The 13,708-nt window shown below is 59.3% G+C and carries 10 protein-coding genes and 2 pseudogenes; 9 read left to right on the top strand and 3 right to left on the bottom strand.

Annotation, left to right across the window (positions count from 1 at the left end; translation table 11 throughout):
* On the top strand, window positions 1-198 hold a 198-nt coding region (locus tag AX756_RS26535), incomplete at its 5' end, for a hypothetical protein (RefSeq protein ID WP_231701164.1).
* Between the two features lie 203 nt (window positions 199-401).
* Here AX756_RS26535 and AX756_RS23690 read toward each other — a convergent pair.
* A pseudogene (locus AX756_RS23690) lies at window positions 402-1,459 on the bottom strand (IS110 family RNA-guided transposase).
* Window positions 1,460-1,727: 268 nt separating this feature from the next.
* Between AX756_RS23690 and AX756_RS23695 the strand changes: the two are divergent.
* From AX756_RS23695 to AX756_RS23715, 5 genes are all read left to right on the top strand, one after another.
* A complete protein-coding gene (locus AX756_RS23695) occupies window positions 1,728-2,654 on the top strand; it encodes an AraC family transcriptional regulator (RefSeq protein ID WP_068318092.1) in 927 nt (308 codons plus the stop codon).
* A gap of 112 nt (window positions 2,655-2,766) precedes the next feature.
* Window positions 2,767-4,173: a DUF1214 domain-containing protein gene (locus tag AX756_RS23700; RefSeq protein WP_163886859.1), complete on the top strand. Its 1,407-nt coding sequence runs from the start codon at window positions 2,767-2,769 to the stop codon at window positions 4,171-4,173.
* A gap of 140 nt (window positions 4,174-4,313) precedes the next feature.
* Window positions 4,314-5,237 carry a DUF1254 domain-containing protein gene (locus tag AX756_RS25360; protein ID WP_068318097.1) on the top strand — a complete coding sequence of 308 codons (924 nt, stop codon included), beginning with the start codon at window positions 4,314-4,316 and terminating at the stop codon, window positions 5,235-5,237.
* Between the two features lie 9 nt (window positions 5,238-5,246).
* Window positions 5,247-5,708, top strand: a complete 462-nt coding sequence (locus AX756_RS25895) for a DUF1214 domain-containing protein (protein ID WP_068318099.1) — start codon at window positions 5,247-5,249, stop codon at window positions 5,706-5,708.
* A 358-nt stretch (window positions 5,709-6,066) separates the two neighbouring features.
* Window positions 6,067-6,486, top strand: coding sequence for a helix-turn-helix domain-containing protein (locus tag AX756_RS23715; RefSeq protein WP_068318100.1), 420 nt, complete (start codon window positions 6,067-6,069; stop codon window positions 6,484-6,486).
* Window positions 6,487-6,680: 194 nt separating this feature from the next.
* Here AX756_RS23715 and AX756_RS23720 read toward each other — a convergent pair whose 3' ends face one another.
* On the bottom strand, window positions 6,681-7,109 hold the full coding sequence (locus tag AX756_RS23720; protein ID WP_082739337.1) for a tyrosine-type recombinase/integrase: 429 nt from the start codon (window positions 7,107-7,109) through the stop codon (window positions 6,681-6,683).
* A gap of 309 nt (window positions 7,110-7,418) precedes the next feature.
* Here AX756_RS23720 and AX756_RS23725 point away from each other — a divergent pair, with 309 nt between their 5' ends.
* The gene (locus AX756_RS23725; RefSeq protein ID WP_231701165.1) at window positions 7,419-9,119 is read left to right on the top strand and encodes an alpha/beta hydrolase; all 1,701 of its coding nucleotides are present in this window, start codon (window positions 7,419-7,421) and stop codon (window positions 9,117-9,119) included.
* A gap of 26 nt (window positions 9,120-9,145) precedes the next feature.
* Window positions 9,146-9,973: a dienelactone hydrolase family protein gene (locus AX756_RS23730; RefSeq protein ID WP_231701166.1), complete on the top strand. Its 828-nt coding sequence runs from the start codon at window positions 9,146-9,148 to the stop codon at window positions 9,971-9,973.
* A gap of 501 nt (window positions 9,974-10,474) precedes the next feature.
* Here the strand turns inward: AX756_RS23730 and AX756_RS26540 are convergent.
* Window positions 10,475-10,790: pseudogene (locus AX756_RS26540) on the bottom strand (integrase core domain-containing protein); the annotation flags it as partial.
* A 423-nt stretch (window positions 10,791-11,213) separates the two neighbouring features.
* On the opposite strand from AX756_RS26540, the gene AX756_RS23740 reads away from it, so the two are divergent.
* Window positions 11,214-13,514 carry an arginine/lysine/ornithine decarboxylase gene (locus AX756_RS23740; RefSeq protein ID WP_068318108.1) on the top strand — a complete coding sequence of 767 codons (2,301 nt, stop codon included), beginning with the start codon at window positions 11,214-11,216 and terminating at the stop codon, window positions 13,512-13,514.
* The last annotated feature ends 194 nt before the right edge of the window (window positions 13,515-13,708 follow it).

A 13,708-nucleotide genomic window follows, 5' to 3' on the forward strand; every position in this document is an offset into this window, starting at 1 on the left:
CCTCATATTTCGGCAGTTGCGAACGGGTGTTTTTCAACAAAATCGGCTCTTCGATGCCGCTCGCCGCAGCTGGCACGGATGATGGCGTCGGGCCGTTCCCAACAGTTACTTTTCGTCAAGCGAGAACCCGTCCTCGCAGGCGCAGAAAACGACAGCAAGGGCGGGTTGTATGTGCCGGCTGCAGTTCGCAAGGGATGATTTGGCGTGGTTGCAGATATCGCTGATTTGCATCCGCTCTACGTGTCGGCTCGCGGGCCGTGACCTTGTTGGAAATACGCACGCACGCTGATCTCATTTCCGGACAGGCCGTCGAAGGGCCTTTTCCGCCCTCAGATTTTGGGTGCGTAGTTTATCCGCCCCATGCTGTTCTCCTTCGCGAACCTCTGTTCGGCTGTCCGACCTCAAATAGCTTTGGCAACCGTATCTCTTGGAGCGTCGAACTCCCGGCCGCAACGCAGAACCGCCCAAGCGATCCTTGCGAGCTTGTTGGCCAAGGCCACCGCCAGCTTGTTGCGATGCATCCGTCGATCAGCCATGCACCAAAGCTCAGTTTTGGCCAGTTGTGCGGGCGCATCAGGATGATTTTCGCAGCCTGGATGAGGAGCGTCCGCAGGTATCGACTGCCCCGTTTGGATATTCTGCCAAGCGTGGTCCGTCCCCCGGTGCTGAATTGCCGGGGAATGAGCCCAACCCAAACGGCCAAGTCCCGTCCCTTGTCAAAGGTTTCGCCCTTGCCAATGGCTCCAACCAGCGCCGTCGAGATGATCGGGCCGATACCAGGGATCGTCATGACATTGGCACAGTTTTTCTCCGTGCGGCTGATCTCCTCGATCTCGTTCGAAATGACCCCGATCCGTTCGTCGAGCCAGAGCCAGTCGCCGTAGAGACCGATCAGGATTCCCCGCATGCGGGATGATATCTCGTCCCGACGCTCCTCGAGGATGGCCTCGAAGGAGTTCTTCAGCGCCCGAAGCCCTTTGCGGTCCGCGATCCCCTGTTCGACAAGAAATGCCCGGATCTGGTTAATCGTAGCGGTCCGTCGCGAGACGAGCCGCGCCCGGACCCGGTGTAGCGCCTGCAGATCAAGCTGGTCCTGTGTCTTCTCCGTCACCGTCCGCAAATTGGGTCGAAGCGATGCCTCTGCAATTGCCTCGGCATCGTTGTAATCGTTCTTTTGCCCCTTGTTGAACGGCTTCACATAGAACGCCGGAATGATCCGTGGCTCGAAGCCCATCCCGCGCAACGTCCGGCTGACGAAATGGGCACTGAGGCAGGCTTCCATGCCCACGACGCAGCTCGGAAGCTTCTCGAAGGTGGATCGGAGCGCAAGACGCTTGATCTTCCGTCGCAAAACAAGCCCGCCATCGGCGCCAAAACCGACGAGATGAAAGACATCCTTACCGATGTCGATACCAACAACGGCAACCGCGGAAAGGTCTTCTTTGAAACTGGACGTCATGATCGCTCCTCCTTCGATGCGGCTAAGCCTTGGAGGCTATCACCGCCGGTGAAGCAGTCGGCACATTCCATTAGCGGTCGTTCGTTGCGAACCACGCGGATGTCGGTTTCCGCTTCGTTGATCATTGCCGGGCTTGGCCCTACGTTCCTGACGAAACGGCTGAGCAACCTGGGAGGGGACGATCGGTCACTCGCTTGTATCGACCACGGCGCTTGCAGGCGTTCCGGAGTTCATCGAGGCTTCTGCCGGATCCACGGCTGTCTCCAAGGTGTTCAATGCCGCGGATGTCCCGGAAGCCTTGATCGGCAAGCAGGGTTACTTCATACCTCATCGGGCATTTTCCCGCATCCTCGAACAGGGCGCGCGTGCAGCTGGCGATACGGCGTTCGGACTGAACATGGCGCCCAGTCTCCACATTCGGACATGGGGGGCTTTCGGAGCCTACGTCTCGCAGGGCAGGAGCTTCGTGGACGCCTTGCAGCGGCTCATGCGGGCCTTGCCCTACCACGGTGCGGACGATCGCATGGAGATAGTTGTACGGGGCGAAGAGGTGCATTTTCACTATGACATTCCGTCATCGGGAATGCTCGGCTACCCGCATTATGCGATTGCCGCAGTCCGATACATCCAGACGATCGCGGCGCCGTACTTTCCGCCGGATTGGGTTCCGCTTCGCATCGAGTTCGATTTCCCGAAGCCGCGTCACGCGGCGCTTTTCGAAGACTCGTTCCGGTGTCCGGTGGTTTTCGACGCTCCCCGATGGGCGCTGGTAATCCACCGGGAGCCGGAACTCCTTGGCAATCCGATGGGCGACGTTGCTCCGACGATGACGCTTTCCGATCTTCACCGACAGGTGCGCCCGGCGGCGCCGACCGACCTGCCGGAAAAGATCCGCGAACTCGTCCGCGTGCAGATGCTGGACGGCCAGGTGGATATCGAGCGAGCCGGCGCGCAACTCGGGCTGGGCGTCCGCACGCTTCAGCGGCGGCTCGATGCGCACAATCTGGTCTTTCGCGACCTCGTCCTGCGTACGCGCCTGGACCGGGCGTGCGAATTGTTGAGAGAGACCCAGACGCCAATCACGGAAATCGCCATGATGCTTGGCTATGCGAGCCCTGCCAATTTCAGCCGGGCGTTCCGGCAGGGGCGAGGTGTCAGCCCCGGGCAGTTCAGAGCGCATCGCTTCGCCACCTGACCACGTGTAGGGATCCGGGGCCGCCGGTCGCTTTGTCATGAAATGAATAGTCGGGGGCGGTCGCCATAGCGCATGGTGTCCTGCGGACAGAATGCAGGACAGGACGAAAACCATGCCTTACGGTTCAAGAAGCGCTTTCACCGCGCTGGCCCTCACGCTGGCATCAGCTCCGGCGCAAGCGGAAATGACCGAGGTCCAGCGCGATCTCGCGGTGCGTCGCGCCTGCGAGGCGGCGATCTGGGGAATGCCCGCCGTCGGCATATACGACATCGAACTGGCACTGCAGCGGGATGCCGGCGCCGAACCAGGGGTGATCGGCTACATGACCGAACCGATGGACAGCCGGCACGGCTTCCTGACGGCCAATGACGTGACGCCCTACGTCTTCGGTGGTGGCAGCATCGCAAACGGCCCCATCGTCATCGATGTGCCGCCGGCCGGCGACAAGGCCGCGTTCTTCGGCACCATCGTGAATGCGTGGCAGGTGCCCATCGCCGATGTGGGAACCAGCGGCGACGATCAGGGTGCCGGGGCGAAGTACCTGATCCTGCCGCCCGGATATGACGGGCCGGTGCCGTACGAAGGGTTCATCGTCTATGAGAGCACCACTTTCGGCGTCCACTTCTCCTTCCGGCCGGTGGCCAAGAACGGCGGGACTTCCGCTGACCAGGCAGCCTATGCGCAGACCTTGCAGGTCTACCGCTATGCAGATGCAGACGCCCCGCCGCCGACCCGCTTCGTCGACGTGAAAGAAAATCCCGTCAACACGCTTCCAGTCTACGACATGACCTATTTCACCGATCTCAACACGGTGATCCAGCGCGAGCCAGTCCTTGCGCAAGATAAGGTCATGATGGGCATGCTGGCCTCGCTCGGGATGGTCCGGGGCGCGACGTTCGAGCCGGACGAGGAAACGCAAGCCGCGCTGCTCGAAGGTCTCGAATGCGCCTATGACACGATGCAGGCGCACTTCATCGAAAGGTCGGTTGCCCCGCTCTGGGAGGATCGTCAATGGGGGATCTGGTCCTTTGCCGAAGGCCAGCCCGAGGCGGGCTTTCCGTATGTCACCGACGAGATGGTCCTGATCGACGATCGCGCCGGCGGCTCCTATTCCTGGATCACCTATCTGCCGAAGAACCTCGGCGGGGGGACCTTCTACCTGACCGGACTGCGCGATGCCGACGGTGCCATGCTGAACGGCACCGATACCTACAAGCTGACCGTGCCCGCCGACACGCCGGCGGAGGATTTCTGGTCCGTCATTGTCTACAGCATGAAGACCAAGGGCTTCGTGACCGGCAATGAACGGGTCGGACTCGCGACCCCAGACCTCGACACCATGAAGCGCAACGATGACGGCTCTGCTGATGTCTATTTCGCACCCGAGGCACCCGATGGCGTGGACAGCAACTGGATTCCGACGGGTGAGGACTTTTTCCTGCTGTTCCGGCTTTACGGACCGAGCGACGGATGGATCGAAAGCGGCTGGAAGCTACCTGACGTTACCTTGGTCGAATGAGATCACCAGAACAACGAAACGGGAGGCATGGAACAAATGAAAACGATATCGAAGCACGGGCTCGGGGGGCGAGCCGGCCTGATGCTCGCGGTGCCGGCGACGGCACAGGAATACAAGGCCGATATCCCTGCAGCATAACCGTGCCGGACAGCGTGGAGACGCGCTTCGGCACGCTGGAATACTTCGACGGGCTACCGACCCCCGAGACGGCAACGCTCTCCTACAACGCCTTGAACTTCGTGCGCGGCATGCAGGTGTTCATGGACGGGATGCCGGCTGCCTCGACCTATGCCATGTGTCATGGTCTGGAAGAGGCGGGCGTGGACCCGATGACGATTGGCATCTTCGAAGATCTCTACAATGCGCGCTCGCTCCTGCTGACACCGAACACGACCACGATCTACATCCTCAACTGCACGGACCTGTCCAAGGGGCCCGTGGTTTACGAGGTGCCCGAGGGGATGCTGGGCTTCGTCAACGACGCCTACATGCGCTACGTCACCGATATCGGCAATGCCGGGCCGGACGAGGACAAGGGAGGGAAGTTCCTGATCGTACCACCTGATTACGAGGGGGAATTGCCCGGGGAAGGCTATTTCATTGTCCGGCCGCCGAGCTACCGGAACTGGTTCCTGCTGCGGGCGTTTTACGGCGAGGACGGGGTTCAGGCAGCGGTCGACCGGGTCAAGGAGACGCTGCGCGTCTATCCCTGGGAGGCGCGCGAGACCCCGCCCGAGCAGGATTTCGTCAACCTGACCGACAAGCAGTTCAATACGATCCACGCCAACGACTTTACCTTCTTCGAGGAGATGAAGGCGGTGATCGACAGCGAGGCCGAGGGCGCGCTTCCGGAGGAGCTTCTGGGCGCAATGTTCTCGATTGGCCTGCGCAAGGGGGAACCTTTCGAGCCGGATGACGTACTCAAGTCTCTCCTGAGCGAGGCCATTGCGCTCGGCACCGCTGCGGCGAAGTCGCTGAACTACGCAACGCGCTCGCGGGCGCCGTTCTACTACGACGAGGGATACTGGAAGACGGCTTTCGTTGGAGGCAATTACGAGTTCTAGGCGGGCGACGTGAAGATCCTCGACGCCCGTACCCTGCTCCACTACTATGCCACCGGCATCACGCCCGCGATGGTGGCGCAGAAGGTCGGTGTCGGCTCCCAATACGCGCTCGCGAACCGGGACAGCAACGGGAACTACTTCGACGGCGGCAAGACCTATTCCGTTACGATCCCGGCCGACCCGCCAGCCAAGGATTACTGGTCTTTCGTCGTCTACGACACCCAGACCCGTTCGCTCCTTGAGACCGACCAGAAGCTGGCCGGTGTCGACAGCAACCAACCGACCGTCGAGGCAAACGAGGATGGCAGCTTCACGATCTGGTTCGCTCCCGAAGCGCCGGAGGGCAAGGAGGGCAACTGGATCCAGACGATGCCTGGCAAGTCCTGGTCCACGGTGCTGCGTCTCTACGGACCGCTGGACCCGTGGTTTGACCGCAGCTGGCGACCGGGCGAAATCGAGTTGGTCGAGTAGACGCCCGAAACACTTTGATTTGCCGGGCGGATCAGCCGTCCGGCACATCACCTTCTCGGAGGCCTCAGTTTGCAACGCCTGCGACAGAACCTGAGACTGGTGAAGTCATTCGCTACAGGATGCACCAAGGGCGGCTCTGGGCCGTTCTCGATCATCGCACACGCGCCGTTCTTGTCTGGCGCCGTATGGCTACCAACATCTTCAGAACTCAGACAGTAGCTCAGGGACAAGGTCTCGCAGCGTCCGACGACGACTTGGCCTTCTCCTCTCCTCGCTCACACCTCCATCCTTGTCCCCGCCCGGATTATGACCGTCCTTCTATATCAGCAGTGAATGAAACAACGCTGCAGAGCATGACATGACCAAGAGCCCCACCGCCGCCTTCCTGATCACCGCCATCGAGCACTCGGGCCTGACGCAACGCGAGATCGCGCAGCGCGCGGGATATGCAAAGCCGAACGTGCTGTCGATGATGAAGACCGGCGAGACCAAGGTGCCGATCGAACGCTTCCCGGCGCTCGCCGAAGTATGCGATGCAGATCCAATCGACTTCGCGCGCATTTCCATGCTCGAGTACCATCCGGAGATTTGGGGCACGCTGAGCCTGGTTTTCGATCCCAAGCTCACCGATCGCGACATCACCGTTCTTCGGATCCTGCGGCAGGCCGATCCCAACGGCGAACTGCATTCGCAAGGGGCCGACAGGCAGTTTCTCTTCGTCATGTTCCAATATCTCGTCGGGGGGATGGAGCATGTCGCCGGTATCACATCGAAATAGGGAAAGGCTGCGCCCCCGCCAGACCACGAAGTCCTAGGTGGGGGCGGGGCCTCATGAAGGCCATGCCGGCGCGCGACGCCAGGATGGTGCCCAATCCTTGGAGTTGACCGGCGGGACCGAGCACAATGCATATGAATGGCATAAAATCGCCCTGCCGGATTCGGCGTTTCAAAGTAGAGACTTGCCCGTTGCCGCTACGCCGCCAACAGGTCGCTCTCCAGCTTGGCGAACATCGTCAGGTCCTCCTCGGCGCTGTCGAACAGGTGGCCATAGGTATCCATGGTCATACCGATCGTGGCATGGCCAAGCAGGGTCTGGATCTTCTTGGGGTTCCAGCCCTGCTCGATGAAGAGCGAGGCAGCGGCGTGGCGCAGCGAATGCACGGCGAATTTCGGCTCGCCCTCCGCGTCGACGATCCCGTTCTCGACCAGCATCGGCTTGAAGACCCGGTTGTAGAAATTGGAATAGCTCTGCACCTTTCCGACCGAATTGGGGAAGACGAGATCCAGGGCGCTTTCCGGCGCCTCCTGCTTCCAGGACGCGAGGGTGTTCTTCACCATCGGCGCCATCGGGATATCGCGGACCCCGGCGCGGCTCTTGAAGTATGCGGCGAGTACGCCCATTGGACCGCCGCTTTGGCACTGCCCGTTATTCGTCAGGTCGGTTCACGGTCTCGGCGATCTGCATGAATTCGATGGGAGGGAAACGAGTCGATCTGCCGGCGATGTCCGTGTCGACCAAGTAGACAAACTCGACCCCGCGCACCACGGTTAGGTCGCCAGGCCTCGCTCCGTTGCGGAGAATTCGTACACGCATAGCGCTGCTCACGGGCAAGCCGATCTCGCCGGGCTGGTATCTACGTGACATCAGGGCGAGTATGGTGGCGATCAGAGCGGAAACGGATGCCAAAACGAAAGACGGTGGAAGGTGACATGAGAGAGTTCGAACAGCGTTCGGCGATGCCGGGCGCCGGCGTCGTGCGCGTGCGGATGTTTGGAGTGGCGGTCCTGCCGCTGCTAATGGGTCTATTGTTCTTTGCGGCGTCCCTGACCCCGTCGCTGATTCCACGCCCTTGGCTCCTGCAAGGTGTTCTGGCCGGTCTCGTTACTGGCATTGGCTACGCGATCGGTCAGTTCCTGAACACAGTCTGGCGTGGACTGGATCTGCCGACCCTATCCGCGCCGGCGGTACGCAAGATGTGCGTGATCCTGGCTATTCCAATCATCGCGATACTAGTCTGGACACTGCTGCACGCCGCAGCGTGGCAGAATTCGATAAGAGTACGCTTTGGGATGGAACCACTCGAAGCCTTCAGCACCATGGGTATTGTCGGTGTTGCCACCGCGGTCTTTCTGGTTTGCGTCGCGATCGGTTGGGCGGCGCAGTGGCTGTTCGACCGGATCCGGCACTCGCTCTACCGGGTCATGCCGATGCGGACAGCAAATGTCCTGGGATTGTGTCTCGCGATCCTGATCGGATTTGTCATAACCCGCGACGGTGTGGTGCAATCCGGGTACGACTTCGCCGACAAATCATATGCGGCCGCCCAGAACCTGTTCGCCGACGCCCCGCCCGCGCCCACGAATCCCAGATTCCCCGGGAGCCCCGATTCCCTTGTCGACTGGGGCGCGATGGGACAACCGGGGCGGAATTTCATAATCGAGGGGCCGGACGCTCAGGCGATCTCGGCTTTCAGCGGCCGCCCGGCCAAGGATCCGATCCGGGTCTATGTCGGTCGCGCCCAGGATGAATCGCCAGAAGTGCGCGCGGAACTGGCGCTCAAGGAGCTTCAGCGGCTTGGCGCTTTCGACCGAAAGATTCTGGTCGTTGCCAGCCCGACCGGTACGGGATGGCTCGATCCGGGCGGGCACGAGCCAATGGAGTTCATGCATGATGGGGATGTGGCGACCGTCGCCGTCCAATATTCCTACCTCCAATCACCACTGGCACTGATTTTCGAGACGCAGTCTGGCCTCGAGCAGGCAACGGCCACCATGAAGGCGATCTATTCATACTGGACCACGCTGCCGCCGGAGACCCGTCCAAAATTCTATATGCATGGGATCAGTCTTGGTGCTTGGTCGTCGATGTACTCGTTTAATGTCTTCCGGGTGCTTAATGACCCTATCAACGGCGCGCTCTGGACGGGGCCGCCGTTCCCATCTCAACTCTGGAGACAAGCCGTCGCCGCACGTAACCCGGACTCGTCCTACGTCCTGCCAGAAGTCGGGACTGGTGCACTTGTGCGGTTTACATCGCAATATGGAGGGCTTGAACGCTCACCCGGGCAATGGGGACGGTTTCGGGTTGTCTACTTTCAGCACGCCTCCGATGCGATCGTGTTCTACGAACCGGCCTCGCTCTGGCGGGCGCCGGAATGGATGAAGGAAACGCGCGCACCGGATGTCTCTCCTTCCATCCGCTTCATTCCGGTTGTCACGCAGCTTCAACTGGCGCTCGATATGGCTCTGGCCTTGGGAGTGCCCGGCGGCTATGGCCACAACTACATCGCGGAGGGCTATGTCGAACCCTGGGTGGCCGTGACCGACCCGGAGGGGTGGAGCGACAACGACAGCGCGCGATTGAAGGCGTGGTGCGGGCAGGAATGGGGTCTGGGGTGCCGCAGAGAATGATCTGGTGGATTGTCGGTGGAGTGGTCGTGATCGTGCTTCTGCTCGGGCTGAATACCTTTCGCCATGCCGTTGGCGTCGCAACGATCGACGATACTCCGAAAAGGCGCGAGGAACGGCTTTCCTCCCATTGGCGGATACTGCGCCCGGAGGGATCAGGGCCTTTCCCTGCATCTGTGCTCTTGTCTGGTTGTGATGGGGTGCGGGACAACATGACATACTGGGCAGAGAAGTTCGTCGCTTCCGGTCGTATGGCGTTGATCGTGGACAGCCACACGCCCCGTGGCCTTGACCAGCTTGAGAGCTGGCGCCTTGTCTGTGCGGGTCAGGCGTTGCCCGGGGCAGAGCGTGCAGGAGATCTTGCAGTGGCATTGCAGACGCTCGCAGAAATGGAGGACGTTACGGATGACGTTGTTGTGCTGGGCGCGTCGCACGGGGGATGGACAGCGATGGAATTCGTCTCCCATGCGTCTTCAGGCACCATCCCTCCAGGGCTGACCGCATGGCCTGCGCCTCCGGAAATATTGTTGGAGAAACTGACTGCGCTGGTATTGCTCTACCCATATTGCGGGCTTCTGAACGGGGCGGACAAGGCCGACTGGCCATCTGGTCTGCCTGCTCTGATGGTGCTGGCCGAGAAGGACAATATCGTGGATGTCGACGATTGCCTCGCCATGGCAGACAGCCTCCGAAGAGGTGGGGCGAGCATCGAAACCGAAATCCTTATCGGTGCCGGGCATGGGTTCGATCAAAGGGACAAATCACCCTTGTCGAGTCTTAACTTCGATTCCGCGCAGCGTGACGAGTCAGAAATGCTTGTCGAGACTTTTCTATGGAAAACCAATCGGAAAATGTGAAGTGAAGATCTTGGGATCCCGTTCTCATTTTTGAGCTCAAGAAAAAGTGTCGATCGGTAGTCGGCTCGGCTGAATCGGACACTCATCGAGCCGCGTCCAGATGACCGCTCAGGGCCGAGGCTGTGTGAGAACTCCGGGCCGAAATCGCTCTAGTGGAGCTCATTTCCGTCAAACGCCAGAAATAACACTCAGTTTCGCGAGAGGGCGACAACAGACGGCGCTTTCACACAGCCTCGGCCGTGTGCGATGGTCGGCCAGGCTGAGGCTGAAGGTTGGCTCTATGCACTGACTGCAGGTCGAGCCTTCACCAAAATGGTTTGATCTGTAGAAGCTAGCACTTGATCCGACAGACAGTGTCGCGAAGCTAAAGTGGAAGCCGAGGCTGGGCGTGGAACGGTTCAGGGTGGTGGAACGCCCGGCCTCGGCGCTTGGTAGAACATAGAGGTGGCTCGGTTTGTCTGAACGGTTTGGAGCCGTTTTCCAAGTGGATGTTCCGCTCAGTTATGCCGCGACCGGGATTGGCCGGGGCAGGTTGAGATATGCCTGATCGGGCGTTTGCCCGTCCAGCGATGAATGCGGTCTTCGGGTGTTATAGAAGGTCAGGTATCGGGTAAGGCCCAAGCGGGCCTGAGAAACGCTGTCATAGGCGTGCAGGTAAACCTCCTCGTATTTGATCAGCTTCACGAGTTTGCGGAGGTTCTGGCCGGTTGTGGCTATGTGGAGTTCGTCCTTGGCGCCTATCTGGGCCTCTGAGGCGCAGGCGGTCGAAGCCGAGGATGCGTTTCAGGTGGGCGAAGAGCATCTCGACCTTCTTTCGGGCATCATACTTCTTGAAGCGGGCCTACCCGAACTCCGGTCGCCCCTTCGAGGTGTTCCGCCAGTATGGCCTGAGTTCCCGCCAGCGGGGGCACCGGTCTATGTCGGCGGCGGGATAGAAAGGGACGTTGGTGGCTGGGCAAGATCCCGCGGTCGCAAGCGGTCCGCTGCTCACAACATAAACCGATATTGCAGGGATTTTCGTTGCGCTCAGCCTCGCGACGCTCATGATAACTTGGTTGGTATGACGCAGATAAACCAGAGGGAACCTTCGCAGAGAAGTCGAAAGCAACCTGCGCTTGGGCCTTGACGGCCGTCATATCAACGGAGACACAACCTTAAGGTTTTTGACTCGGACGGGTTCCGAAAAAAGCGTATCGCCAGAAAGAAAACACAGCCTGATTCTGCCCTACTGGAGCCCCTTATGAAATTTCGCTTTCCCATCGTCATCATTGACGAGGACTTCCGCTCAGACAACTCTTCTGGATTGGGCATCCGTGCCATCGCTGAAGCCATCGAGAGCGAAGGCTTTGAGGTGTTGGGCACAACCAGCTACGGAGATTTGTCGCAGTTTGCTCAACAGCAGTCCCGCGCAAGTGCTTTTGTGCTGTCCATTGATGACGAGGAATTCACGCCCGGCCCCGATCTTGATCCAGCAGTGTTGAACCTGCGGTCCTTCATCGAAGAAGTGCGTTGGAAAAACAACGATGTGCCGATTTACATCTACGGCGAAACCAAGACGAGCCGCCATCTGCCCAACGATATTTTGCGCGAACTTCATGGATTCATTCACACATTTGAAGACACGCCAGAATTCGTCGCCCGCCATATCGTTCGGGACGCCAAGGCCTATCTCGAAGGTATCCAGCCGCCGTTCTTCAAGGCGCTGCTCGACTATGCCGAGGATGGATCTTACTCATGGCACTGTCCGGGGCACTCTGGCGGTGTGGCGTTTCTGAAAAGTCCTATCGGGCAGATGTACCACCAGTTCTACGGCGAAAACATGCTGCGGGCAGATGTGTGCAACTCGGTCGAGGAACTTGGCCAATTGCTTGACCACAACGGTGCCATCGGCGCATCCGAGCGCAATGCGGCAAGGATATTCAATGCCGACCACTGCTTCTTTGTCACCAACGGCACCAGCACATCAAACAAGATGGTATGGCACCATACAGTCGCCCCCGGCGACGTGGTTGTCGTTGACCGAAATTGTCACAAATCCATTCTGCATAGCATCATAATGACGGGCGCTATCCCCGTTTTCATGAAACCGACGCGCAATCACTATGGCATCATCGGGCCAATTCCAAAGACCGAGTTCGAGATCGACGCGATCAAGGAGAAAATCCGCTCCAACCCGCTGTTGGCGCATGTGGATGCGGACACGGTCAAGCCGCGTATCATTACCCTGACGCAATCGACCTATGACGGCGTCTTGTACAACACCGAGACGATCAAGGACATGCTCGACGGCTATGTCGAGAACCTGCATTTCGACGAGGCTTGGTTGCCGCACGCGGCGTTCCACCCGTTCTATGGCACCTTCCACGCAATGGGGCGCAAGCGCGACCGACCGAGTCATTCGGTGACCTATTCGACCCAGTCAATCCACAAGCTTCTGGCCGGGATTTCGCAGGCGAGCCATGTATTGGTCCAAGACAGCAAGAACAGCAAACTGGACCGGCACCTGTTCAACGAGGCGTATCTAATGCACAGCTCGACCAGCCCTCAATATAGCATCATTGCGAGTTGCGACGTGGCTGCCGCGATGATGGAGCCTCCTGGTGGACGCGCTCTTGTCGAAGAAAGCGTGATCGAGTCGCTCAATTTCCGTCGCGCTATGCGAAAGGTGGATGAAGAGTACGGCAACGATTGGTGGTTCCAGGTTTGGGGTCCAGAGGAGTTGGGCGAAGAAGGCGTCGACAGTCCCGAAAACTGGGTGCTGCAAAAAACGAACGCCGAAGGCGTGCAGCCGTCAGATGGCGAAGAATCCTGGCATGCCTTTGGCGACATGGCCCCCGGCTTCAACATGCTGGACCCTATCAAGGCCACCATCATCACGCCGGGCATGAATTTGGACGGGAAGTTCGACTATTCGGGTATCCCTGCTTCGATCGTTACAAAATACCTGGCCGAACACGGTGTTGTCGTCGAGAAAACCGGTCTCTACAGCTTCTTCATCATGTTCACGATTGGGATCACCAAGGGCCGCTGGAATTCGCTTCTGACCGAGTTGCAGCAGTTCAAGGACGACTATGACAAAAACGTTCCGATGTGGCGCTGCATGCCGGAATTTTGCGCCAAACAACCGCGCTATGAACAAATGGGTCTGGGCGATATGTGCCAGCACGTCCACTCGCTATATGCCAAATCTGATGTCGCTGTTCTGTCGACGCAGATCTACCTCAGCGACCTGGTGCCCGCGATGAAGCCGACTGACGCTTTTTCCTGCATAGCCGCCCGTAAGACCCAACGCGTGCCTATAGACGATCTTGAGGGACGTATAACAACAAGTCTTGTCACACCCTACCCACCGGGCATTCCGCTTTTGATCCCAGGAGAGGTCTTCAACAAGAAGATCGTCGAATATCTGAAATTCAACAGAACCTTCGTGCGCGAATGTCCGGGGTTTGAGATCGACATTCATGGGCTGGTTCAGGAGTTGGACGAGAACAATCAGATTCAATATTTTGCAGACTGTGTTGCCACCGACGAGGAGGTTTAGCGTCCGCGCAGTCGGTAAGTGGTCTTTCGTTTCGTGCGCCTGACCTTGGTGATGCGGACGTCGTCCCTCCACCTCAGGCGGCGTCCGGTTCACCAGCAGCCCCACCTTCGCACGGATGATCTTTTGGTCCTTGGTCATGTCGACGAGAGGTGGCTCGGTTTGTCTGAACGGTTTGTGGCCGTTTTTTAAGTGGA

Source organism: Aliiruegeria sabulilitoris (genome assembly GCF_001558155.1).
Taxonomy (GTDB): Bacteria; Pseudomonadota; Alphaproteobacteria; order Rhodobacterales; family Rhodobacteraceae; genus Tropicimonas; species Tropicimonas sabulilitoris.